Below are 24,101 nucleotides of genomic sequence, written 5' to 3' on the forward strand. Positions count from 1 at the left end.
GGCAAATTGAAAGGAAGAAAGCGGAGGGGCATGCGGGGCGCGGATTCGGCCGAATGGGTTTCGGCGTCGGGCGAATTCGGCAAAAGACCGTCCGGCAAGGCTGCCGGCGAGCGAATCGGTAAAAATTATAGTGCTTTTTCACGATAGCGCAACAATAGTTGCGGCCATCCCGCTTCGTGTTTCTGCGCCCTTTTTATCGGGGTTTTCGCGTATTTCATCGTGTAACAAGCCTTAAGTGTTTGAAAAAACACTCGAACCCCGGAAGGCGGTATCGATAATGGACTCCAATAGGCGGCGGCGTCAGCCGCGCCGGCCCGCCCCGCAGCTTGCCGCCCGGCGTCCCGCGCACCGCGCCACGGACCCGGCCACGTACCGCAGAAAGCATGCGTCGGCGAGTTCCGCAACCCTTTCATCGGACCAGCATACGCATTCGAGCGCTCATGCTGGTCGACACTGGAGAACGCCCATGCGTATTGCCCAGATCGCGCCGCTTTACGAAGCTGTCCCGCCGAAACTCTATGGCGGCACCGAGCGTGTCGTGTCCTACCTCACCGAGGCGCTCGTCGAGCTTGGCCACGACGTGACGCTGTTCGCCAGCGGCGACTCCGTCACGACCGCCCGTCTCGAGGCGGCGTGGCCGCGCGCACTGCGGCTCGACCCGTCGATTCGCGATTCGATGGCGCCCCATATGCGGCTCATCGAGCAGGTCGCTCGCGTCGCGCACGAATTCGACGTGCTGCACTTCCACCTCGACTACCTGCCGTTCGCGCTGATGTCGCGTCTCGATACGCCATACGTGACGACGCTGCACGGCCGGCTCGACCTGCCGGAACTGCAGCCGGTGTTCGACGCGTTCCCGGAATCGCCGGTCGTGTCGATCTCGAACTCGCAGCGCAAGCCGCTGCCGCAGGCCGCGTGGGCCGGCACCGTGTATCACGGACTGCCCGACACGCTGCTCACGCCGCAGCCCGACGTGAAGCCCGAATATCTGGCCTTCCTCGGCCGGATCTGTCCCGAAAAGCGCGTCGACACCGCGATCAGGATCGCCGCACAAAGCGGGCTGCCGCTGAAGATTGCCGCGAAGGTCGACAAGGCCGACGCCGACTACTTCAAGGAAGTGATCGAGCCGCTGCTCGGCGAAGCGCACGTGGAATTCATCGGCGAGATCAATGAGGCGCAGAAACCCGCGTTCCTGTCGGGTGCGAAGGCGCTGCTGTTCCCGATCGACTGGCCGGAGCCGTTCGGCCTGGTGATGATCGAGGCGATGGCCTGCGGCACGCCGGTCGTGGCGTTCAACCGCGGCTCGGTGCCGGAGGTGATCGAGGATGGCCTGACCGGCTTCATCGTCGAGGACGTGCAGGGCGCAGTGGGTGCGCTGCACCGGATCGACAGCCTGTCGCGCGACGCGATTCGTGCGCGTTTCGACACGCGCTTCAGTGCTAAAGCGATGGCGCGACGTTATGTCGAAACTTACGAATCGCTTTGCACGGCGGCAAAACAGCCGACCTTGCGCCGGGTCGCGAGCGCCTGACGCCGAAATTCATCCGGAAATATTCTGTAAAATTCGCGCCGAAATTCGGCGTGTAAAAGCAAAGAGCCGCATCCTCGATGCGGCTCTTTCTTTTTTACCGGTCATTCGATCAGGAAACGATCGCGGTTTTTTCCGACGATCCAATTCGGCGGCTTGCCGCGGCCACTCCAGGTCGCACCCGACTTCGGATCCTGATATTTCGGCGGCAACGGTGCCTTTTTCGGCGGGCGACCGCGCCGCGCTCGTTCCGCGAAGCCCAGGTCCTGGGCCGTGAGGCCATATTCGGCAATCATTCGCTGGACGTCGGCAATCACCGCCGCCACTTCCTGACGCCGCACATCTTCCGCCTGTGCCTGCAGATCCGCGATCTGCGCCTTGAGTTTCGCGTATTGAGACATTTTTCGACTCCCCTTTTCCATGATGCGGTTCCGGCGAGTCCGGCCGGAACATCGACACCCGTTACGTCATCTGCACTGACGCGCTGCCCTTCGAAATTAATACCGTCATCTTTAACCAATTCAACTATATCGAGAATGCGGACTTATTCTAATAAGAGCCATTCGTCAGCCATTCAAATTTAACAATCGTTGACCCTCGCCGAGCCGATTCATTTCCTATAATCCAGACCAATTCCGGGCGACGGGATTATTCAGCGCGTCGTCCGATTGTCATCAATCCACTCGAACGAGGTCCTTACATGAATCTTTCTCAGCGCCTGGCTGCAGAGGTATTCGGCACGTTCTGGCTGGTGCTCGGCGGGTGCGGAAGCGCCGTGCTGGCTGCCGCCTTTCCGGGCCTCGGTATCGGTTTTGCCGGTGTCGCCCTTGCATTCGGCCTGACCGTGCTGACGATGGCATTCGCGATCGGCCATATTTCGGGTTGCCATTTGAATCCCGCCGTGAGCGTCGGCCTGACGGTCGCCGGCCGCTTCCCGGCACGCGATCTCGCACCGTACATCGTCGCGCAAGTCGTCGGCGCCACGATCGGCGCGTTCGTCCTGTATCTGATTGCTTCCGGCAAGCCGGGCTTCGACGTCGTCGGCAGCGGTTTTGCGACGAACGGCTTCGGCGATCGCTCGCCCGGCCACTACTCGCTCGGCGCGGCGTTCATCTGCGAAGTCGTGATGACGGGCTTCTTCCTGTTCGTGATTCTCGGTGCGACCGACAAGCGCGGTGTGCCGGCCGGTTTCGCGCCGATCGCGATCGGGCTGTGCCTGACGCTGATCCACCTGATCTCGATTCCGGTCACCAACACGTCGGTGAACCCGGCCCGCTCGACCGGCCCGGCGCTGTTCGTCGGCGGCGATGCGATCGGCCAGCTCTGGCTGTTCTGGGTCGCGCCGCTGATCGGCGCGGTGCTCGCCGGGATCATTTACCCGCTGGTCGCCGGGCGCGACGATACCGTCGACCTGTTGCCCGCATCCGCTCGCACAAGCGAATAAAACACTACGGGGTCACGCGAGCAGAGCAGCGAGCCTCACGCTGTCCAACAATATCGAGGCAGGTCATTTCGACGGGCGCCATGGGCGCCCGTTTTTCATTTCCGTTCAGGAAGCGGCGACGCCGCCGAGGGTGTCCTCGAGCGAGAACAGCGTGCGCAGGTGCCGGGCGACGCCCGCGTCGAAGTTGTTGCCGATGCGCGGGATGTGCGGCAGGTGGGCGATCAGATCGGGATTCGCGTTGTTCATCATGAACGCGTGACCGGCGGTTTCGAGCAGATCGATGTCGTTCATGTTATCGCCGAACGCGATGCAGTGGCCGGCGTCGACGCCGAGCCGCTCGAGCACCGCGCGCAGCGCACGGCCCTTCGACACGTTCGCGGTCATCACTTCGAGGCAGTCGGGCAGCGAGTACGTAACGTACAGCGCATCGCCGAACTGCACGCGCATCTGCTCGGCGACTACCGCCAGATCGGCCGGCTCGCCGATATACAGTACCTTCGCGATATCGGCGCCGTCGTGCGCGGCCATGTCGATCACGTCGTACTGAAAACCCGAATCCTGGTGGAATTCGAGCAGGTGCGGCGCGTCGCGATCGATCAGCCAGCCGCGGTCGGTGAACAGGTTGACGATCACGCGCCCGTGCGCGCCGACCACGCCCGGCTGCACGAGGCCGCGGACGATCGCCGGATCGATGTCCTGCGCATGGATCGCCGTGTCGTCCGGCGCATGCACGCGCGCGCCGTTCGACGTGATCAGGTACGGCCGAATGCCCAGCACGTCGCGGATGCCGGCGACGTCCGCGTAATGGCGCCCCGTCGCGATCACGAACTGCAGGCCGTCGCGGTCGAGCCGGCGAACGGTCTCGATCGTGTACGGATCGAGCTGGTGGTCGCTGTTCAGCAGGGTGCCGTCGAGATCGGTGGCGATGACTTTGTACATGGCGGGCGGGCTAAAAGGCGCGCAGGATTCTGCGGAACCGTCATTTTAACGTCGCGCCCGGAGGCGCGTCGGGCGGTTGGGGAATGGGGACGGTGTGCCGGGATTCACCCTTCACCCTTCACCGGCAAGGCTGGCGTTTTTTCGTTCAGCCCGCTTCGGCTTCTTTCAACGCCCGCAGCGCGAGCCGCAATGCACCGTGTGCGGAGTCCGCGATCGGTGCGCACAGCCGGGCGGCATAGCGCGCCGGTACCGCCGGCGCGAGCGCGTCGGCCAGCCCGCCGCACAGCGCGACCGGCAGCGCCTGATGCGGATCGAGGGCATCGATCATCTTGCCGATCTCGTCGCCGGCCTGTGCGATCAGCGCGGCAGCAAAAGGATGTGTGCGGTGTGCAAGCACGATCGGCGCAAGGCTCGCGTAGATCGTCTGACTCGCATCGCACGACCACTGGACGAGTGCGTCGCGGTCGTGCGCGCCCGTCTCCGCGAGCAGCGCGTCGGCGAACGCGTCGCGCGGCACGCGACCGTCGAGCGCCTGCTGCGCGTACGCGAGCGCGCGCATGCCGAGCCATGCGCCGCTCGCCTCGTCGCCGGACGGAAAGCCGAAGCCGCCCGAGATGCGGCAGGTGCCCGTTGCATCGAGCGACGCCGCGATGCTGCCCGTGCCGAGCGCGACGATGAGCCCCGGCGCGCCGCCGTGCGCGCCGACGACGGTCGTATAGGCGTCGCTCTCGATCGCGAGCGCGCCGAGCGGCGCCTGCGCGCGGAACGCGGCGAGCCACGCGGCATTGTTGACGCCCGCGAGCCCGCAGCCGAGCGCGCACTGCGACCAGTCGAACGCGAATCCCGCGCGCCCGAACGCGTCGGCACAGGCCGCGCCGATCGATGCCCACGCGCGCTCGATGCCGAGACCAAGGCCCGACGGACCGCCACGCCCCTGCGCGAGCTCTTTCCCGTGCCGATCGGCCAGTACCACGCGGGTGCCCGTGCCGCCGCCGTCGACCCCGATCGCAAAAAGTAATGCCGTCATGCCTTGACCCCGCTGATTCGAACAGGCGCCAAGCTTAACCGGATCGGCACCGCGCGCCCATCTGCCGTTCGCCAGCTATCCCGTGCAGGGGGCTTCCGCTATGCTGACGCGATCGAATCGACACTGGAACGAGGCTGACGATGTCGCAGCGGTGCAATTGGGTGAAGACGGAAGCGGATGCTCACTATCACGATACCGAGTGGGGCGTGCCGTCGCATGACGACCGCCATCTGTTCGAAATGCTGATTCTGGAGGGTGCGCAGGCGGGGTTGTCATGGTCGACGATCCTGAACAAGCGAGCCGGCTATCGCGAAGCATTCGCGGACTTCGACGTCGACGCGGTCGCACGCTTCACGCCGAAGCGCATCGAGAAACTGCTCGAGAATCCCGGTATCGTGCGCAACCGCGCGAAAGTCGAATCCACGGTGACCAATGCGCGGGCCGTGCAGCGCATTCGCGACGAGCACGGGTCGCTCGCGCAATTCCTGTGGTCGTTCGTCGACCATACGCCAATCCAGAACGCGTGGGAATCGTATCGCGACGCCCCCGCGTCGACCGTCGAGTCCGATGCGCTCAGCAAGGCGCTGAAGGCGTACGGCTGCAAGTTCGTCGGCTCGACGATCTGCTATGCGCTGATGCAGGCTACCGGGATGGTCAATGACCACGAGGTCGGCTGCCCGTGCCACGCGCAATGCGCGGCGCTCGGCGGCAAGCAGTCGGCACGGCGCCGCAACGCGGGCTGAAAGCGGCGAGGCCTTATCGGCCCGCCGGATCGGCGACCCGCCGGGCATCGGCAGTCGCCCGCGCCCCGTCGCGACCGGGCCTGTCGCCGGGCGCGTCACGCGTGACGACGTCGGCGCGGCTGCCCGCACGCACGCTGCGCGCCGCCCGCCCCCGTGCGCTGCGCTTCTTCACCCAGATACAGATACCCGTCACGCTGAGCATCGCGATGACGATGCCGAGCACACTCACCGCAATACGGCCCGCCACGCCGGCTATCCGCCCCGAGTGCAGCGGAAACTGCGCCTGCATGAACAGGTCGCCGGCCGAGCCGCGACCCGGCACCTGTGCGGCAACGGGCTTGCCGGTCACCGCATCCCAGTAGAGCCACGCGTTGCCGAGCCCGACGTCGCCGTGATCGTTGCCGGGCGTAAAGAACCCGACCGCGTAAACATTCATCGCCGGCGCGAACAGCAGCGCGCCAGGCGGTGCGGCGATCCCGGCTTCGCGTCCGGCCGAGCGCGCGAGTTCGACGATCCGCTCACGCGGCAGCACCTGACTGCCCAGCGGGGCCGGCGGAAAATGCTCGGGATTCGTGTACGGCGTCTCGGCAAGCGGTGAAACCAGCGACACGAGCGGACGCACGACCGGGACGGCGAGATTCATCGAGATCGATGTGACCGCAACGACCAGCAGCAGCCCCCACACCCAGACGCCACCCGAGCGGTGCAGGTCGAACACGAGCGGATAACCGCCGCGCCGCACGCGAAACGCGAACGACTTGCGCCAGCTCTTCGGGCTCGGAAACGCAAGCACCAGCGCGATCAGGCTGTCGAGCGCCCAGACGATGCCGACCATGCCCATCACCCAGAACCCGAAGTTGATCCCGCCATACATGGGCAGAAACAGCGAATAGTGCAGCCGGTAGATGAACGGCATCAGATCGAGCCGCGCGAGCGACAGCGCGCCCCATTCGCGGCGCGCCTGCACGGCGCCCGTCGCGGGATCGACCGCGATCTGGTTGAAGTCGAGCACGGGCAACCGGCCGGTCTTCGAATCGGCGCGCGGCATCACGCCCGCCTGCAGCGTGTGTCCCGGCTCGGTCGCCAGCGGCAGGTAGGTCACCTGGACGCGCGGATCGGCAGCTTCGATGCGCGCCGCGAGCGCGAGCGGCGTCAGCGGTGCGACATCGCTGCGCGCGACGTAGAAATCCGGGTTCAGCGCGGCGTCGAGTTCGTGATCCCAGGCGATCAGCGCACCGGTGAGGCCCGCGACGCACAGGAGCAGCGCGATCGCCAGGCCGAACCAGCGGTGCAGGCGAACGAGGAACGGTCGCAGGAGCGCATTCATCGCGCGCTCCGCGAAAGAAAGGCGGGCCGGCGCGAACGGCGGCTCCGAATCGACGTGATGCAGGTCATTGGCTGTAAGGCGCCGCGACAACCGTCCCGCCGTGACGATGCGTGGCCGGAAGTCCTTGCGTGCGGTATGGAATTGTTGCGCGTGACGCGAGTTTTGATACGATGCGCGACATTTTAACGCAACGCGAATGATTCTTAATCGCATTTTTATTAACTTCCCATGACCGCCTGCCTCGCCTGCCCTCCCGTTCGCCCGCGCCGCATGGCGGCCGTCCTCGCCTGCTTCGCCGCGTCGCTCGCGCACGCGGACGATTCGCCCGGAGATGCCGCGCTGCTGCCGGCCCTCAACATCACGGCCGCACACGATTCGCCTCAGCACCTGACCGACGAGCTGTCGGCCGGCGCGCTGGGCGCGCGCCGCCAGCTCGACACGCCGTTCTCGACGACCATCGTGACGTCCGAAGAACTCGAGGCACGTCAGCCGTACAAGCTCGGCGACGTGTTCGCGAACGATGCGGCCGTGTCCGACAACAGCGGTGCATACAGCGCGTGGGCCAACTACGTGACCGTGCGCGGGATGCAGCTCGACTGGCAGAACGGCTACAAGATCGACGGGCTGCCGTTCATCTCGTACGGCGTCACGATGCCGTACGAGCAACTCGAGCGCGTCGAACTGCTGAAAGGGCTCGGCGGCTTCCTCTATGGCTTCGTGACGCCTGGCGGCGTCGTCAACTACGTGACGAAGCAGCCCACCGCCGAACCCGTGCGCAGCATCGATGTCGGCTATCGCAGCACCGCCGTATGGACCGAGCACGTCGATCTCGGCCAGCGCTTCGGGCCGGACAACATGTTCGGCGCACGGCTGAACGCAACGCACGAGGAAGGCAAGACGTACAACGACGGCAACATTCGCCGCGACAGCGTGTCGCTCGCGCTGCAGGCGAACCTCACGCGCGACCTGTCGGTAACGTTCGGCGCGCTGTATCAGGAGCGCCGCGCGTCGGGCCAAACGCCGTCGATCTTCGTCGGCGGCTATCCGGGCGGCGCGCTGCCCGCGACGATCAGCGGCGGCACGCCGAATCTCGGCGGCAAGGACCAGTACCTGAACACGAACCTGCAGCTCTACACGGCCGGGCTGCAGTACCAGCTTGCGCCCGACTGGCAGCTCGACGTCGCGTACAGCTACAGCCGGTCGACGCGTGACCGCAACGAAAGCACGCTGTCCCTGGAGAATGCGGCCGGCGACTACTCGGACAGCCGTTATGCCGGGCTGGAGGACAACCGCTTCAGCCAGTGGCGCGCGATGGTCGAGGGCAAGGTACGCACCGGCCCGTTCAGCCATCAGATCGTGCTCGGCGCGTCATGGCAGAAACAGACGAACGACTATTCGGCAAACAGCGTGTACGTGCCGCTCGGCACGGGCAATCTCTACTCGCCGAACCCGTACCGCTACGAGAGCCCGCACGGCTTCGTCCAGTACCGCACGAGCGAGATCACGCAAAAATCGCTGTTCGCGAGCGACACCGTGCAACTCACCGAGCGCTGGTCGGTACTCGCCGGCGTGCGCTACATGAACTACGAGCAGCGCTCGTTCGAGTCGAGCGGTGCCGAGGATCCCGGCTACAGCCAGAACGGCGTCATGACGCCCACCTTCGCGGTGATGGTCAAGCTCGCGCCGACCACTACCGCATACGCGAGCTACGCCGAATCGCTCGAGCCCGGCAGCCGCGTGAACGACGTTTACGCCAACGCCGGCCAGACTCTCAAGCCGCTGCGCAGCAAGCAGTACGAACTGGGGATCAAGAGCGAGCATGCGCGCTGGAGCGCGACGGCCGCGCTGTTCCGCGTCGAGCGCAGCGCCGAATATGCGAACGCCGCGAACGTGTACGTGCAGGATGGAGAATCGGTGATCCAGGGGATCGAATTCGGCGCGCGCGCGAAACTCGGCGCGCGCTGGCACGCCGGCGTCGACGCGATGCTGCTCGACGCGTGGTATGCGAACGGGATCGGCAACAACGGCAACCGCGTCGCGGGCGCACCGCGCTTCGTGCTCGCGGGCGACCTCGGATATGCAGTGCCGGGCGTTCCGGGCCTGACGCTCGGCATCGACGCGAAATTCACCGGCGCGACGCCGCTACGCGCGGCGGGCGGGCTCGACGCGCCCGGCTTCCTCGTCGTCAACGCAGGCGCGCGCTACCTGACGCGCATCGGCCGCCACGACGTGACGCTGCGCGCATCGATCGACAACGCGTTGAACCGCCGCTACTGGGAATACCAGTACGCCGATTATGTGAAGCCGGGCGATCCGCGCACGGTGAGCCTGAACGCGAAAATCGACTTCTGAGCGAGGCGACCGGCGGCCCGGACCGCCGGTCGAAACCGCCAAACCGGCGCCAAAAAGCAAAACGGCGGAGCGGCTTCTTTCGAAGCACACTCCGCCGTTTCGCGGCGAACCGGAGACGCTCTTAGTGGAGCTTCTTCGGCAGCATCTGGCTGCGCAGGCGCTTGTGCAGGCGCTTGACGGCTGCTGCCTTCTTGCGCTTGCGGACTGCGGTCGGCTTTTCGTAGGACTGGCGTTCGCGCAGTTCAGCGATCAGGCCATTTTTTTCGATAGCACGGCGAAAGCGGCGAATCGCCACTTCGAACGGCTCGTTTTCTTTCAGAAGAATCGTCGTCATGTCGTTCCTAAATTGCTTAAACGGTCAAAAACGTAGCGGCCAAGCGCCACGCACCGGCCATCCGGGCGTTCCCACAACAGGCGAAACGAGCGGAAATACGGCCTCGGAGGCCGGAAATGAGAGGCGGAAAGCACCGCGAGTACGCTTCACAAGCCGCGTGCAGCGCCGCGTTTGACTGCCAGCAGGAATGCCGTAACGGCATAGGCGTGACAGAAAATCTCAATTCAGCCCGCCATCATAGCAGGGAATCACAGACAAAACCATCCTTTTGTCGATTGCACGTGCGCATCCGCGCCACATCGTAGCCGAGCCATTCCGCCCCCGTTTTTATCCGGCGCCGTGTCGGGTCCGGTCGAAATGACAAAGAACGACAAAAAATCGGGCCGAATGACAACGGTGCCCTCAAGTTTTGTTTTGGGCCGCCGAAATCCTGCTCTGAGGCGGCCAGCAATGAACGAGTGCTTCCGCCGATGCCAAAACGGCTTTCCAGGGCTTTCGGCTTAAACAGGAGAATTTCCATGCTCGGAATCAATAGCAACATCAACTCGCTGGTTGCACAGCAGAACCTCAACGGCTCGCAAAACGCCCTGTCGCAGGCAATCACCCGCCTGTCCTCGGGCAAGCGCATCAACAGCGCGGCCGACGACGCGGCAGGCCTCGCAATCGCGACCCGCATGCAAACGCAGATCAACGGCCTGAACCAGGGCGTGTCGAACGCGAACGACGGCGTGTCGATGATCCAGACCGCATCGAGCGGCCTGTCGCAGATCACGTCGAGCCTGCAGCGTATCCGCCAGCTGGCGGTGCAATCCTCGAGCGGCTCGCTGTCGCAAAGCGACCAGCAGGCACTGCAGACCGAAGTCGCACAGCAGATCTCGGAAGTGAACCGTATCGCTTCGCAGACGAACTACAACGGCAAGAACCTGCTCGACGGTTCGGCCGGCAACATCAGCTTCCAGGTCGGCGCGAACGTTGGCCAGACGATCAACCTGAACCTGTCGCAAAGCCTGTCGGCTGCGTCGCTCGGCAGCGGCGTCGCGACCCAAGGCTCGACGCTGGGATCGTACACCGGCATCGCTCTGAACAGCGACGGCACCGCTTATACCGGCTCGGGCACGGCAGCGATCACCCAGATCAACGTGATCGCCGACGGCAACGGTGGCTTCCAGTTCACGGATCAAAACAATCAGGCACTGAAGAGCGGCGCCGTCTCGAACCTGTTCGGCGCGAGCACGACCGGCAATGCGACTACGCCGGCACCGCTGACGCTGTCGCCGCAAGGTGCCCTCGCAGCAACGTCGAACACGCAGTCTCAGGCTGCAAGCCTTGCAGGCGCGACGCAGAACATTGCTGCACTGAGCGCAACGAGCAAGGCAACCGCGACGGCGGATCTCGCGACGAGCGGCACGAAGCTCGGCGAACTGACCGGCCTGAGCCTGAACGCAGACGGCACGGCCTACACCGGCAGCGGCACGCCGGCCATCACGTCGCTGCAAATCTACGCGGACGGCAACGGCGGCTTCCTGATCGGCTCGAATGGCGCGGACATCTCGCAAGAGGCCACGCCTGCCAAGGCCGGCGACGCGACCGGCATTGGTTCGCTGTTCACGGAATCCGCCAACGCCGGCTTCGGTGACACGCTGGGACTCGCTAACGCGCTGACTGGCGGCACCGCCTATGCCGTTCCGTCGAACCTGGCAAGCGTCACCGGCACCACCGCCTCGATCAACGCAGCGAACAAGCCGGGCACGGTCGCAAGCATCGACATCAGCTCGACCGCAGGCGCAAACCTCGCGATGGAGTCGATCGACAACGCGCTGGCAGCCGTCAACAACCTGCAGGCAAACCTCGGCGCCGCGCAAAACCGCTTCACCGCGATCAGCACGACGCAGCAAACGCAGTCGACCAACCTGTCGCAAGCCCAATCGCAAATCCAGGACGCGAACTTCGCGCAGGAAACCGCGAACCTGAGCAAGGCACAGGTGCTGCAGCAGGCCGGTATCTCGGTGCTCGCGCAAGCGAACTCGCTGCCGCAGCAGGTCCTGAAGCTCCTGCAGTAATATCGCTTTCCGCTGTCACGCCCGGGGCCTCGCGCAAAGCAACGCGCGGCGCCCCGGGCGCTTTGGCCTGTACGGGCCGGAATCAACCGAATCGCAACACCGCAGGCCTTCTCGCACTACGCGTTCGATAACCACATACGCATCGCTCATCCGGGGCACGGAGCCATCATATGTCCACCGTCAACACCAGTACGTCCAGCGCCAGCGCGGACAGCGCGCTTCAGCAAGCCGCGCAGTCGATCATCAGCGGCTCGACCGGCAACACGACGATGGACGTCAACTCCCTCGTGACGGCGCTCGTGAACGCGAAAACGGCAGGCCAGACATCCGCGCTGACCACGCAGCAAACCTCCGACAACACCCAGATTTCCGCGTACGGCACGCTGTCGGCCGCATTGAGCGCGCTGCAGGCCGGCCTCGCGACGCTCACCAACGGCACGCTGCAGAGCACCTTCACCGCGACGCCAAGCGGCAACGGCCTCACCGCGACGGCCGGCCAGGGCGCGGTCGCCGGCACCTACACCGTGAACGTGAGCCGGGTCGCATCCGCGCAGGCACTGTCGTCGGTCGGCTTCACCGACCCGACCAAGGGCCTCGGCAGCGGCACGCTGGCCCTGTCGCTCGGCAACCAGTCGTTTTCCGTCAACATCGACAGCTCGAACAACACGGTGGCCGGCATCGCGGCGGCGATCAACGGCGCATCGGGCAACCCCGGCATCACCGCCACGGTCGTCACCGGCACCGACGGCGCCCACCTGGTGCTGAGTTCGGCGTCGACCGGCGCGGCCAACACGATCAGCGTCGCAGTCAGCAATCTGAGCGGGGACGCCGGACTGTCGAATCTCGGCGTCACGTCCGCCCCCGGCCAGAACGGCGGTCCGTCGACCTACACGTCCGCCAACACCAATGCCGCATGGTCACAGAGCACGCCCGGGCAGGATGCCGCATTCTCGATCAACGGCATCGGCGCAACGAGCGCGACCAACACGGTCAATACCGCGATCGCCGGCGTCACGCTGAACCTGACGTCCGCCGCGGTCGGCGACGCGCAGGCGCAGACCCTGACGATCGCGCCCGACACGAAGTCACAAGCCACGGCGATCAACAATTTCGTGAGCCTGTACAACACCCTCGTCACGACGATGGGCACGCTCACCCAGTTCACGTCCGGCGCGACTACGCAGGGCCCGCTACTCGGCGACTCGACGTTGAACACGATCAAGAACACGCTCGCATCGCTCGTCACGACCGGCGTGAAGAGCGGCAACTCGACGCTGACGCTGTCGTCGATCGGCATCACGCTGCAGGCCGACGGCACGCTGCAGGCCGACAGCACCAAGCTCAATACCGCGCTGCAGAACAACGCGGCGGGCGTCGCCGCACTGTTCAACTCGACAAACGGCATCGGCGCGCAAATGTCGACGGCCATCACCCAATTCACCCAGACGGGCGGCCTGATCGACGTGCGGACCTCCGCGCTCAACGCCGACCTGAAGAGCATCGCGCAACAGCAGTCGAATCTGGCGGACTACACGACTCAGCTGACGAACCAGTACCAGGCGCAATTCACCGCGCTGAACACGCTGATGGCGACGATGAACAACAATTCGCAATACCTGACGCAGTTGTTCGGCGGCACGAACAGCGCCGGCGCATTGTCGAACAACAAGTAAGCAGCGCGTACGAGGCGGACAAATGGAACAGCACGAACTGATCGGGCGGCTGAACGCGCTCACCAACGCCATCGAACACGCAGCGTCGATGGCCGACTGGGCGGAAGCCGCGCGTCTCGCGGAAGTCCGCTCGCCGCTGCTCATGGCGATGACGGCGAACCAGCCGCCGGAAGGTCTCGCCGCGATGCGCCGCATTCAGGCCAGCAACGAGCGCATTTTTGCCGAAGCCCATCTCGCGCAGCGCGAACTCGCCGACGAATATCACGCGGCCATGGGACGTGTGCAGGCCGTCAGCGAATATCACCACATGGCGCGCCTGTAACGGCGCCCGCGAAGCCGTACCCACGGACAACAAGCACTACACGCCGAAGTGAGGGCGTGCTCGTTCGACTCATGCCCGCGTTCGCGCGGGCATTTTTTTGTCCGTCGATCCAGTACACGCCGATGGCACGGCGCAACGCGAAGCGCGTTCAACTACTCGACGAACACCCGCCGCAACTGCTCGAACTGCACGAGCTCGAGCTGCATGAACTCGACGACGAGCAACTCGACCCGAAGTCGCTCGAGCCGCTGCCGACCGACGCCCCGGTCGATCCGCCCATGCGCGCCGCCGCGACCATCATCGGCGGCGGCTCCATCAACGCGCTCGCATGCATCGCCCACGCGGTGCCGGCCAGCGCGCCCGCACCGAACAGCGCGGTGGCCCACAGCAGGTCGTCCGGCGTATTGCGCTCGTCTCGGCGATCATTCCGGTGCGCGGCGAGCGTCGCCTGCCCACCGACCGACAAGCCGCCGCGCCCGAAACCCGTCATGCGCCGCGCGATAACGCGATAGGCGATCGCGAACACAGCCATGCTGATGCCGAGCAGCAAAACCGGTCGCCCGCGACTGAGCCCGACCGCGAGTTTCGCGATGCCCGTGCCCAGCACGACCAGCACGATCGCGCGCGCAGCCAGCCGCGCCGTGCGCATCTCGCCAGGTGCCCACGACCAGCCGCGCCGACGCATCGCGTCCGCATACTCGGCCACGCGGCGCGCCAGCAACTGACGAAACGCGCCGAAGCTCGCCTCGCCGCCCGGTTGCGCGGCCAGCCATTCGCACTCGTCCGCATATCCACCGGCGCGGGCCGGATCGCCGATCTGTACACGCGCGCCCAGCCGTCCGGCCATCCGCAGGTCGATCGCGCCTGTCTGGATCAGCGACAGCGTCATGACCTGCACGACCCGCGACGCGTCACCCGCGATATAGGCGAGTTGCTCGGCAGTCAGGTCCGGCATCGCTTCGCGCGTGAATACGCCCCTGCGCCGGCAACGGTATTCGATCTGCTGCAGGCCGACGATCAACAGCAGCGCGACGATGCAGGCCGGTATATAGAACGCGAGAAACCGCGGCCCCGTGTAGTTCAGCACATCGAAGTCCTGCGCCGATGCAGCGGTCGCGGCGACGCTTGCGACAGCCGCAGGCCACAGCAGCTTCGACAGCCGGTTGCGCCAGCTTCTGCGCGCCACGGGCACGGGTGCCGCCGCAGCCTCGCGCTCGTCCGGCGCGCCTGCGGCCGGCCTGCTGCCCGCAGGCACTGGTTCGGCCTCGACGCGCGAACGCGCGGGGCGAGGCCAGATCGATTCGGGCGGCTCGCAGCCGAACAGCCGACGATAGCTGTCGAGCGTGTCGCGATAGCGCTGCTCGTACACGACAGCCTCGTCCGGCGCGCCGGTGCCGGGCATATGATGCAGCCGCGCCTGCAACACGCCGGCACAGAACACGTCCCAGTATTCGACCGTGTATTGCAGGTGGAAATGCCACGCGGCATCCACCGCGACCGACGGCGTGACGGGATGCCCGGCCGCCTGAGCAAGGAACGCGAAGCGCTTGTATTCGTCGATCACGGCGAACGCGTGCGCATGCGTCCAGCCTTCCGCGTCGGCAAGGCGCCGGCTGTACGGCAGCGCGGCATTCCGGTCATCGGGGGAATAGGCTTGCAGGCGCGCGAGCAGCGCCTGCTGCGCGTCGGTCGGCACGCAGGCGTCGCCGGCGGTCGGAGAGGACGGAATGGCTGCCATCGGAAGTCGGCGCGATGCGCGGACGGCCGCCGCGATCGACGCTTGAGCTGTCGTTGCGGGGGATTCTCGCATAACGGCGCGGCGGGGCAGTCATGCAGGAAACGGCCGGCTGCCGCCGATACGCCATTGCATCGACGTGACTGCGCCGCGCCGGGAAGCCATGCGGACTCGACCGATTACGCAACGCTGTACTGCGGGCACTTCAGGAAACGATTCGGGTAATACGACGCCTGGAATCAGGCAATTTGGCGCGCCCGGCTGGGATCGAACCAGCAACCCCTGCCTTCGGAGGGCAGTACTCTATCCATTGAGCTACGGGCGCCTGTGACAGTGAAACGACCCCAATAAACCGGCCGCCCACCATTGGCAAGACGGCAAGGATACCCGGTTTCCCATGACGCGTCCACCTTCCCGCCGAATCCCTGCCAGTGCGCCATTCGTGCGGGTAAACACGCGCCATCGCGCCGCTCGCCGTGATGTAAACGTTCCGTCTATAATCGACCGTGCTTCATTGGATTGCCATTTGCCGTTGCACCGCGCTCACAATTCCTATTCACGGAGACGAGGCAAGCATGAGCGAAGCACCCCACGAATCTCCCGTCAAAACTCCCGGGCAGTTGATTGCCGTCATCATCGCGTCGTTCGCGATTCCGATCGCCCTGATCGTCCTCTTTGCCAACTATGCCAACCATGCGTTCCGTTCGGGCGCCGGCACGGATGCGCTATCCGACGAACAGGTCGCCGCGCGTATCGCGCCGATCGCACAGGTCACCGTGAAGGACGCCAATGCGCCGCGCACGTACAAGACCGGCGAGGAGGTCTACAAGGCGGTCTGCGTGACATGTCACGGCACGGGCGCCGCGGGCGCGCCAAAGTTCGGGAACAAGGATGACTGGGCGCCGCGCATCGCGCAGGGCTTCGACACGCTGCTGAAAACGGCGCTGTCCGGCAAGGGCGCGATGCCGCCGCGCGGCGGCACGAGCCCCGACGACGTCAGCGACTATGAAATCGCCCGCGCGATCGTCTACATGGCGAACAACGACGGCGCGAACTTCCCCGAACCGGCCGCACCGGCCGCGAATGCAGCGCCGGCGGCAGGCGGAGCATCGGGCGCAGCAGGCGCATCGGGCGCCGATGCATCGAACGCGCAAGCCGCCGCCGCGATGGCCGCGATCGCCGCGATTCCGAAAGCCGGCGAAACGCCTGCGGCCGCGCCGACCAGCGCCGACGCCGCATCGGCCGGCAAGGCGCTGTACACGCAGGTGTGCCAGGCATGTCACGCAGCCGGCGTGCTCGGCGCGCCGAAGTTCGGCAGCAAGGATGACTGGGCGCCGCGCCTGAAGGATCCGATGGACACCATCTACAACTATGCGCTGCACGGCAAGGGCGCGATGCCGCCGAAGGGCGGGTCGAACGCGTCCGACGCCGACGTGAAGGCGGCCGTCGACTACATGGTCAACGCGGCGAAGTAACGCCCGCCGACTCACCGGCCAGAAAAAACCCCCGCGGTGCACGCGCATCGCGGGGGTTTTGTTTTGGCGGCGAGTCGACCGGACGTCAGGCCGCCGCGGCAAGCCGCGTCACTTCTGCAGCAGCGCCTTCAGGTTCGCGAGCCGATCCTTCGGCGTCATCGGCGCCTCTTCCGGCGTGGGCGGCGGCGCTTCGTCGAGCCCCATCTCCGGGATGAAGCGCGACGGCTCGCACACGACCGTCTCGCGCGCCCGCTTGCGCTTCTTGCACCAGTTCAGGTGCAGGCTGCGCTGCGCGCGCGTGATCGCGACGTACATCAGCCGGCGCTCCTCCTCGATCCGCTCGCTGTCGATCGGGCCGTCGTCCTCGCTGCCGCCGCGGTGCGGCATGATGCCCTCCTCGACGCCGACCAGGAACACGTGCGGATATTCGAGCCCCTTCGACGCATGGACGGTCGACAGCCGCACGGCGTCCGGATCCTCGTCCTTGCCCTCGAGCATCGACATCAGCGCGACGGTCTGGATCAGGCCAAGCAGGTTCTTGCCGGTGTCCGCCAGCCCGTCCGCGTTGTGGAAACCTTCGGCCTCGCCGTCGACGGCCTCCGTCTCGGGCTTGGTGCCCTTGCGCTTGAGCCACTCGAGGAATTCGAGCACGTTCTGCCACTTCGACTGCGCCTGCCGTTCGTCGAACGCGTCGTACAGGTAAGCCTCGTAGTGGATGGCTTCCATCATGTCGTCGAGCACGACGGTCGCGGGTTCCTTGTCCGCGCGATCGGTGAGGCGCTGGATGAAGTCGCAGAACATCCGCAGCGGCTCGACCTGGCGCGCGGACAACCGCGCCTCGATCCCGCCCATGTACACGGCCTCGAACAGCGACACCTTGGCCTGGCCCGCGAACGAGCCGAGCGCTTCGAGCGTGGTGTTGCCGATCCCGCGGCGCGGCGTCGTGACCGCGCGGATGAACGCGGGATCGTCGTCGGCGTTCGCGATCAGGCGCAGGTATGCGCACAGATCCTTGATCTCGGCCTTGTCGAAGAACGACTGGCCGCCCGACAGCACGTACGGGATCCGCTCGCGTCGCAGCACCTGCTCGAAGATCCGTGCCTGGAAGTTGCCGCGATACAGGATCGCGTAGTCGCGAAACTGCGCGCGCCGCTCGAACTTGTGCGCGGACAGCCGGAACACGACCGACTCGGCTTCATGCTCCTCGTCGTTGCACGGCGTGACGGTGATCGAATCGCCCATCCCGTGCTCGGACCACAGCTTCTTCTCGAACAGCTTCGGGTTGTTCGCGATCACGTTGTTCGCGGCGGTCAGGATCCGCACCGTCGACCGGTAGTTCTGCTCGAGCTTGATCACGTGCAGCTTCGGGAAATCCTTGCCGAGCTGCGCGAGGTTTTCGAGCGTCGCGCCGCGCCATCCGTAGATCGCCTGGTCATCGTCGCCCACGGCCGTGAACGCGGCGCGCGGGCCGGCAAGCAGCTTCAGCAGCTCGTACTGGCACGCGTTGGTGTCCTGGTATTCGTCGATCAGCAGATAGCGCAGCTTGTTCTGCCAGCGGTCGCGCACCTGCTCGTTCTTCGCGAACAGCTCGGCCGGCAGGCGGATCAGGTCGTCGAAGTCGACCGCCTGGTACGCATGCAGCGTCGCGACGTAGTTGCGGTAGACCAGCGCCGCCTGGTGCTCGTCCTCGTTGGCCGCGATCGTCATCGCCTCCTCGGGCATGATCAGGCCGTTCTTCCACAGCGAGATGGTGCTCTGGATCTTGCGGATCAGGCCCTTGTCGGTCGTGCCGATCTGCTCCTGGATCATCCCGAAGCAGTCGTCCGAATCCATGATCGAGAACTGCGGCTTCAGGCCGACGTGCTCGGCCTCCTGACGCAGGATCTGCACGCCGAGCGAGTGGAACGTGCACACGGTGAGCTGGTTGACGGGCACCTTGCGGCCTTCCTTGCCGGGCGTGGTGAGCGTCTTGCCCTCCAGCAGCTTCGAGACGCGCTCGCGCATTTCGGCAGCCGCCTTGTTCGTGAACGTGACGGCCGCGATGTGGCGCGGCTCGAAGCCTTTGGCTTCGATCAGGTGCGCGATCTTCTGCGTGATCACGCGGGTCTTGCCGCTGCCCGCGCCGGCGAGCACGAGGCAGGGACCGTCGAGGTAGCGCACCGCTTCGTTCTGAGCGGGGTTGAGGCCTGCGGACATGATGGCGGATGATGTTGCGGTTGACGGCGGGACGCCGGGAGGATGCCGCGCGCGGCGGGCCTGAAATGCAGGCGGACACACGGGCAGGACGCGCATGTTAACACGTCGGCGGCGCGGATTTCGGGAGCGCCGCCGGACGGGGCCGCGCAGGCAGGGGGCCGTTCCGTCCCCTATCCGAACGGTCAATCCGGCCCCGAGTGCGGCGCGATCGGCCACAATGCACGGACGTCGGCGCGCCCCCGCGCCGCGCCCGCATGCACGCCACCGGATCGACTTCATGGGATACCCGCTCGCCACCGCCGCCCTCGGCCCGCTGCTTTTCCTCCAGGGGCGCCACGTGCGCCGCGTCACGCCGCGCCTGCCCGAAGCGGCAGGCCCGCGCGACGGCGTCGCCGGCGACGGCCCGCCGCTGCGCGTGCTGGTGGTCGGCGATTCGGCCGCCGCGGGCGTCGGCGTGGCGACGCAGCACGATGCGCTGTCCGGGCAGCTGGCGCGCACGCTGGCGGCCACGCACCGGGTCGGCTGGAAGCTGCTCGCGCGCACGGGCCTCACCACGCGGGAACTCGTCGACTGGCTCGCGACCGAACCAGCCGAGCCGTTCGACGTGGCGGTGACGTCGCTCGGCGTCAACGACGTGACGGGCGGCGTGCCGCCGGCGCGCTGGCAGGCTCAGCAGGCCGAGCTCGTGCGGCTGCTCGCGGCACGCTTTCAGGCGGGGCACGTGATCCTGTCGGCGGTGCCGCCGATGGAGCGCTTTCCGGCGCTGCCGCAACCGCTCGCGTGGTATCTCGGGCTGCGCGCGAAACGGCTCAACGCGGCGCTCGCCGATTGGGCCGCGACGCAGCCTCACTGCACGTTCCTGCGCGTCGCGCTGCCGCTCGAGCGCCACCTGATGGCCGCCGACGGCTTCCATCCCGGCGCAGCGGCATGCTCGGCCTGGGCCGCGCAGGTCGCGAGCGCAGTACTGCGGCAGCGGGCCGGTGCATGACGCGGGCCGGCGCCGCCCCACCGGCCGGAAGCGCCCGGCACCATCCGGCGTCACGCAAAATGCCAGCCTCATCCGCGCATGCCCCGTGCCGAACCGCGCGTTTTGCCGAACGCGCCGGTACACGCCGTCGCGCCGTGCCAAAATAGCCGGTCGTGCCCGCGCCTTCGCGGCGCGCCATCCATCCTTTCGTTTCGTTCGCAGCCAGGGATTTGCCATGTCGTCATTGCTCAGGATTGGTTTGATGGGTTTCGGTTTCGCCGGCGCGACGTTCCACGCGCCCGTGATCGCCACGAGCGGCCGCACCGAGGTCGCCGCGATCGCGACGGGCCAGGCCGATCGCGCGCGCGCCGCGTATCCGGGCGCGCGCATCCTCCCCGATCTCGATACGCTGCTCGACCTCGATGACATCGACTGCGTGGTGATCGCCACGCCCAACGACACGCACTTCGCGCTCGCGCGTCAGGTGCTCGAAGCCGGCCGCCACGTCGTGGTCGACAAGCCCGTCACGCTCACCGCCGACGAAGCGCTCGCGCTCGCGCGGCTCGCGAATGCACGCAGCCGCCTGTTCGCACCGTTCCACAACCGCCGCTGGGACGGCGACTTCCTCACCGTGCGCCGCATCGTCGAATCGGGCGAACTCGGCCGGCTCACTTATTTCACGTCGCACTTCGACCGCTTCCGGCCGACCCCGCGCACGCGCTGGCGCGAGGAACCCGCGCGCGGCGGCGGCCTGCTGCTGGACCTCGGCCCGCACCTGATCGACCAGGCGCTCGCGCTGTTCGGGCTGCCCGAGACGGTGAGTGCGACGGTCAAGACGCGCCGCGACAACGGCACGGCGCCCGACTTCGTGCACCTGCTGCTCGGCTATCCGGACAAGGACGTCGCGCTGCACGCCAGTGCGCTGTCGGCGATCGAGCCCGCCCGCTTCACGCTGCACGGCACGCGCGGCAGCTATCAGAAGTTCGGGCTCGACACGCAGGAAGACCAGTTGAAAGCCGGCCTCACGCCGGACGACGTCGAATTCGGCGGCGGCAATCCCCCCGGCGTACTGCGCGTACTCGACGGCGAAGTCGAGATCGAACGGCCGGTGCCCACGCTCGACGGCCAGTACGCAGAGTTCTACCGCGCGCTCGCCGCGTCGGTCCACGACGGCGCGCCGTTCCCGGTCACGCCGCAGGACGCCGTCGACGTGATGACGATCATCGAGCTCGCAGCACAGAGCGAGCACGACGGCCGCCGGGTACCCTTCGTGCGCCGGATGGTCTGACGGCTGCCGGCCGGGTCAGTGCCGATCGGGCCGCACGCTGCCCCCGCCCCGTGCGTTGCCGCACAGCACGCGGGCAGACCCCACGCGGCGCCACTGCGGTGGCGCCGTTCCGAACATTCCGTTACAAATGGTGCGGGAACGCAAGTCAGCGGTGAGCCGGTCTGACGCGTTTCTCAAAAAGTCGATCCGACACCAAACCGTCAGGAGAATGTGATGCAACGGTTGATTCGCGCAGCGGCATGCTGCGTCCTGGTTTCCTCGCTCGCGGCCTGTGTCGTGCAGCCGCAGCGGCCGGCGCGACAGGCGCCGCCACCACCGCGGCCGAACCCGCAAGTCGTCGCGAACGATCGCCTGCAGGAGATCCAGGGCCGGATCGACAACCTGCACCGCCGGATCGATGCGCGCGTGAACGGCGGCTACTACCCGCCGCCGTACGGTGCGCAGCTGCACCACCGCCTCGACGTCATCCGCCAGGAGTCGAACGACATGTCGGCGCAGCACGGCGGCGGCCTGTCCGGCGACGAGCAGCGCGTGCTGAACCAGGAACTCGACACTGCCGCGCGCGCGATCGGCGAGTAACGCCGGCGCCCGCCGGCGGCGAAAAAGCGGCGGCACCCCATGCCGCCGCTTGTCGCAAAGCGACATTTTTTTGCTCAAATTGACAATGCCCACCCGCTCGCGTACAGTCGCCCGCACGCGTCGGGAGAGCGTGTGACCGCGTAGCTGTAACGCCGGTCGCGCCGCCGAAGGGGCACACCCGCAAACTCTCAGGCAAAAGGACCGACCGCGTCGGGGAATCCCGTCCGCGCATCGCGCGGGCCGCACTCCCTGCACTCTGGAGAGCGGCAGTAGCCCGTTGCGCATATGCAGCGCGGGCAAGCTGCCCACCGAAGGGGCGCGCGTTCGCCGGCTTTGCCGCAGCGCAATCTCTCAGGTATCGAGGACAGAGGGGCATGTACCGGATCGCTCGCAGGCCACACGGCCGCAGTGGTCGGCACATGGCCGTTCTGACCCGCGCGCAAGCGCCTTGCCTGAGGCCTCGATGACTGCACTGAATCACACCCCGCTCAACGCCGCGCACCGCGCGCTCAATGCCCGCATGGTCGACTTCGGCGGCTGGGACATGCCCGTCAACTACGGCTCGCAGATCGAAGAACACGAAGCCGTGCGCACCGACGCCGGCATGTTCGACGTGTCGCACATGTGCGTCGTCGATTTCACCGGCAGCCGCGTGCGCGCATTCTTCGAGCACGCGATCGCGAACAACGTCGGCAAGCTCAGGATCCCCGGCAAGGCGCTCTACTCGTGCCTGCTCAATCCGCAGGGCGGCGTCATCGACGACCTGATCGTCTATTACTTCACCGAAGACTTCTTCCGCGTCGTCGTCAACGCAGGCACGGCCGAGAAAGACATCGCGTGGTTCAACCAGCTCAACGAACAAGGCGGTTACGGCCTGACCATCGCGCCGCGCCGCGATTTCGCGATCGTCGCCGTCCAGGGCCCGAACGCACGCGAAAAAACCTGGACGACGGTGCCCGCCGCACGCGCCGCGACCAGCGAACTGAAGCCGTTCAACGCCGCGCAGGTCGCCGGCACGCCGTTCGGCGATCTCACCATCGCACGCACCGGCTACACCGGTGAAGACGGCTTCGAAGTGATCGTCCCGGCCGTGCACGTGGAAGCGCTGTGGAACGCGCTGCAGCAGAACGGCGTGCGCCCGTGCGGGCTCGGCGCGCGCGACACGCTGCGCCTCGAGGCCGGCATGAACCTGTACGGCCAGGACATGGACGACAACGTGTCGCCGCTCGACGCGGGCCTCGCGTGGACGGTCGACCTGTCGGCGCCGCGCGAATTCGTCGGCCGCGCCGCGCTCGAGCGCGACGGCTCGCGTGCCGCATTCGTCGGCCTGATCCTGCAAAAGGAAAACGGCAAGGCGGGCGGTGTGCTGCGCGCACACCAGAAAGTCGTCACGCCGCACGGCGAAGGCGAAATCACGAGCGGCACGTTCTCGCCGTCGATGCAGGAATCGATCGCGTTCGCACGCGTGCCGGCAGCCGTCCAGGTCGGCGACACCGTTCATGTGCAGATTCGAGACAAGCAACTTCCCGCGCGCGTGGTAAAACTGCCGTTCGTGCGCAACGGCAAGGTCCTCGCTGCGTAACGACCGGGGGCGCCGACTCCCGGAAAGCCGGGAAATGGCGCCCGGCGCAACCACACCCGGCGCGCCCGGCGGCGCGCCAGCATAACGAACACACCTTTTATCCAGGAGCATCCGATGAGCAACGTCCCGGCCGATCTGAAGTACACCGACGAACACGAGTGGATCCGCACCGAAGCCGACGGCACGCTGACGGTCGGCATCACCGATCACGCGCAGAACACGCTCGGCGACATCGTCTTTCTCGAGCTGCCGCAAGTCGGCAAGTCGGTGCAGGAAGGCGACGCCGTCGGCGTCGTCGAATCGGTGAAGGCGGCATCCGACATCTACTCGCCGGTGTCCGGCGAGATCATCGCCATCAACGAAGAAGCCGTCGACTCGCCGGAAGAAGTGAACAGCGACGCGTACGACACGTGGCTCTTCAAGATCAAGCTCGCGGCCGGCGCGTCGACCGACAAGCTGATCGACGCTGACGCCTACAGCAAGCTGATCGACTAATTTTCCTTACCCGAACCGCGCGGGCCGGCCAGCCG

The 24,101-nt window shown here is 66.4% G+C and carries 21 protein-coding genes, 1 tRNA gene and 2 riboswitches; of the genes, 13 read left to right on the top strand and 9 right to left on the bottom strand.

The genetic code is table 11. The features are described from left to right. The first annotated feature begins 466 nt into the window (after window positions 1–466). The gene (locus tag DIE13_RS20500; protein WP_124828795.1) at window positions 467–1,531 is read left to right on the top strand and encodes a glycosyltransferase family 4 protein; all 1,065 of its coding nucleotides are present in this window, start codon (window positions 467–469) and stop codon (window positions 1,529–1,531) included. 101 nt (window positions 1,532–1,632) lie between these two features. On the opposite strand, the gene DIE13_RS20505 is transcribed toward DIE13_RS20500, so the two are convergent. After that, complete coding sequence (locus DIE13_RS20505; RefSeq protein ID WP_124828854.1) at window positions 1,633–1,929, bottom strand: H-NS histone family protein; 297 nt, start codon at window positions 1,927–1,929, stop codon at window positions 1,633–1,635. 299 nt (window positions 1,930–2,228) lie between these two features. Here DIE13_RS20505 and aqpZ point away from each other — a divergent pair, with 299 nt between their 5' ends. Next, on the top strand, window positions 2,229–2,972 hold the full coding sequence (gene aqpZ / locus DIE13_RS20510) for an aquaporin Z (RefSeq protein ID WP_124828796.1): 744 nt from the start codon (window positions 2,229–2,231) through the stop codon (window positions 2,970–2,972). 105 nt (window positions 2,973–3,077) lie between these two features. Here aqpZ and DIE13_RS20515 read toward each other — a convergent pair whose 3' ends face one another. Beyond that, complete coding sequence (locus DIE13_RS20515) at window positions 3,078–3,911, bottom strand: Cof-type HAD-IIB family hydrolase (protein ID WP_124828797.1); 834 nt, start codon at window positions 3,909–3,911, stop codon at window positions 3,078–3,080. A gap of 145 nt (window positions 3,912–4,056) precedes the next feature. Continuing rightward, window positions 4,057–4,938: a BadF/BadG/BcrA/BcrD ATPase family protein gene (locus DIE13_RS20520; protein ID WP_124828798.1), complete on the bottom strand. Its 882-nt coding sequence runs from the start codon at window positions 4,936–4,938 to the stop codon at window positions 4,057–4,059. A gap of 140 nt (window positions 4,939–5,078) precedes the next feature. Here DIE13_RS20520 and DIE13_RS20525 point away from each other — a divergent pair, with 140 nt between their 5' ends. Continuing rightward, the gene (locus tag DIE13_RS20525; protein WP_124828799.1) at window positions 5,079–5,681 is read left to right on the top strand and encodes a DNA-3-methyladenine glycosylase I; all 603 of its coding nucleotides are present in this window, start codon (window positions 5,079–5,081) and stop codon (window positions 5,679–5,681) included. A gap of 13 nt (window positions 5,682–5,694) precedes the next feature. On the opposite strand, the gene DIE13_RS20530 is transcribed toward DIE13_RS20525, so the two are convergent. Continuing rightward, complete coding sequence (locus tag DIE13_RS20530) at window positions 5,695–7,008, bottom strand: PepSY-associated TM helix domain-containing protein (protein WP_244097724.1); 1,314 nt, start codon at window positions 7,006–7,008, stop codon at window positions 5,695–5,697. A gap of 228 nt (window positions 7,009–7,236) precedes the next feature. Here DIE13_RS20530 and DIE13_RS20535 point away from each other — a divergent pair, with 228 nt between their 5' ends. Next, window positions 7,237–9,360 carry a TonB-dependent siderophore receptor gene (locus tag DIE13_RS20535; RefSeq protein WP_124828800.1) on the top strand — a complete coding sequence of 708 codons (2,124 nt, stop codon included), beginning with the start codon at window positions 7,237–7,239 and terminating at the stop codon, window positions 9,358–9,360. Window positions 9,361–9,481: 121 nt separating this feature from the next. Here DIE13_RS20535 and rpsU read toward each other — a convergent pair whose 3' ends face one another. Together rpsU and DIE13_RS20545 are read right to left on the bottom strand one after the other, a co-directional pair. Beyond that, a complete protein-coding gene (rpsU, locus tag DIE13_RS20540) occupies window positions 9,482–9,694 on the bottom strand; it encodes a 30S ribosomal protein S21 (protein ID WP_006401410.1) in 213 nt (70 codons plus the stop codon). Between the two features lie 235 nt (window positions 9,695–9,929). After that, window positions 9,930–10,214, bottom strand: coding sequence for a hypothetical protein (locus tag DIE13_RS20545; RefSeq protein WP_124828801.1), 285 nt, complete (start codon window positions 10,212–10,214; stop codon window positions 9,930–9,932). Between DIE13_RS20545 and DIE13_RS20550 the strand changes: the two genes are divergently transcribed. The 3 genes from DIE13_RS20550 (at window position 10,213) to DIE13_RS20560 (ending at window position 13,749) form a co-directional block, all read left to right on the top strand. Then, complete coding sequence (locus DIE13_RS20550; protein ID WP_124828802.1) at window positions 10,213–11,754, top strand: flagellin; 1,542 nt, start codon at window positions 10,213–10,215, stop codon at window positions 11,752–11,754. The two genes, DIE13_RS20545 and DIE13_RS20550, sit on opposite strands and share 2 nt — an antisense overlap. Before the next feature lie 170 nt (window positions 11,755–11,924). Next, complete coding sequence (gene fliD, locus DIE13_RS20555) at window positions 11,925–13,427, top strand: flagellar filament capping protein FliD (RefSeq protein WP_124828803.1); 1,503 nt, start codon at window positions 11,925–11,927, stop codon at window positions 13,425–13,427. 22 nt (window positions 13,428–13,449) lie between these two features. Further along, window positions 13,450–13,749: a flagellar protein FliT gene (locus DIE13_RS20560; RefSeq protein WP_124828804.1), complete on the top strand. Its 300-nt coding sequence runs from the start codon at window positions 13,450–13,452 to the stop codon at window positions 13,747–13,749. A gap of 148 nt (window positions 13,750–13,897) precedes the next feature. On the opposite strand, the gene DIE13_RS20565 is transcribed toward DIE13_RS20560, so the two are convergent. Both DIE13_RS20565 and DIE13_RS20570 read right to left on the bottom strand, forming a co-directional pair. Then, complete coding sequence (locus DIE13_RS20565; RefSeq protein ID WP_124828805.1) at window positions 13,898–15,487, bottom strand: TIGR04222 domain-containing membrane protein; 1,590 nt, start codon at window positions 15,485–15,487, stop codon at window positions 13,898–13,900. 246 nt (window positions 15,488–15,733) lie between these two features. Continuing rightward, window positions 15,734–15,809 (bottom strand) — tRNA-Arg (locus DIE13_RS20570). A gap of 250 nt (window positions 15,810–16,059) precedes the next feature. On the opposite strand from DIE13_RS20570, the gene DIE13_RS20575 reads away from it, so the two are divergent. Then, window positions 16,060–16,959, top strand: a complete 900-nt coding sequence (locus tag DIE13_RS20575; protein WP_124828806.1) for a cytochrome c5 family protein — start codon at window positions 16,060–16,062, stop codon at window positions 16,957–16,959. 108 nt (window positions 16,960–17,067) lie between these two features. Here the strand turns inward: DIE13_RS20575 and DIE13_RS20580 are convergent, their stop codons facing one another. Next, complete coding sequence (locus tag DIE13_RS20580; RefSeq protein WP_124828807.1) at window positions 17,068–19,155, bottom strand: UvrD-helicase domain-containing protein; 2,088 nt, start codon at window positions 19,153–19,155, stop codon at window positions 17,068–17,070. A gap of 277 nt (window positions 19,156–19,432) precedes the next feature. Between DIE13_RS20580 and DIE13_RS20585 the strand changes: the two genes are divergently transcribed. The 5 genes from DIE13_RS20585 (at window position 19,433) to gcvH (ending at window position 24,066) form a co-directional block, all read left to right on the top strand. Then, window positions 19,433–20,143, top strand: a complete 711-nt coding sequence (locus tag DIE13_RS20585) for an SGNH/GDSL hydrolase family protein (RefSeq protein WP_124828808.1) — start codon at window positions 19,433–19,435, stop codon at window positions 20,141–20,143. A 214-nt stretch (window positions 20,144–20,357) separates the two neighbouring features. Beyond that, window positions 20,358–21,410 (top strand): oxidoreductase, encoded by a 1,053-nt coding sequence (locus tag DIE13_RS20590; protein WP_124828809.1) that lies wholly within the window; start codon window positions 20,358–20,360, stop codon window positions 21,408–21,410. A gap of 213 nt (window positions 21,411–21,623) precedes the next feature. Then, on the top strand, window positions 21,624–21,989 hold the full coding sequence (locus DIE13_RS20595) for a hypothetical protein (protein WP_124828810.1): 366 nt from the start codon (window positions 21,624–21,626) through the stop codon (window positions 21,987–21,989). Between the two features lie 111 nt (window positions 21,990–22,100). Continuing rightward, window positions 22,101–22,204: riboswitch (glycine riboswitch) on the top strand. 31 nt (window positions 22,205–22,235) lie between these two features. Then, window positions 22,236–22,367: riboswitch (glycine riboswitch) on the top strand. Between the two features lie 85 nt (window positions 22,368–22,452). Continuing rightward, window positions 22,453–23,571 (top strand): glycine cleavage system aminomethyltransferase GcvT, encoded by a 1,119-nt coding sequence (gene gcvT / locus DIE13_RS20600; protein WP_124828811.1) that lies wholly within the window; start codon window positions 22,453–22,455, stop codon window positions 23,569–23,571. A gap of 114 nt (window positions 23,572–23,685) precedes the next feature. Continuing rightward, on the top strand, window positions 23,686–24,066 hold the full coding sequence (gene gcvH / locus DIE13_RS20605; RefSeq protein ID WP_124828812.1) for a glycine cleavage system protein GcvH: 381 nt from the start codon (window positions 23,686–23,688) through the stop codon (window positions 24,064–24,066). Window positions 24,067–24,101 lie beyond the last annotated feature (35 nt).

The organism is Burkholderia sp. Bp9016, assembly GCF_003857765.1.
In the GTDB taxonomy this organism is placed as follows: domain Bacteria; phylum Pseudomonadota; class Gammaproteobacteria; order Burkholderiales; family Burkholderiaceae; genus Burkholderia.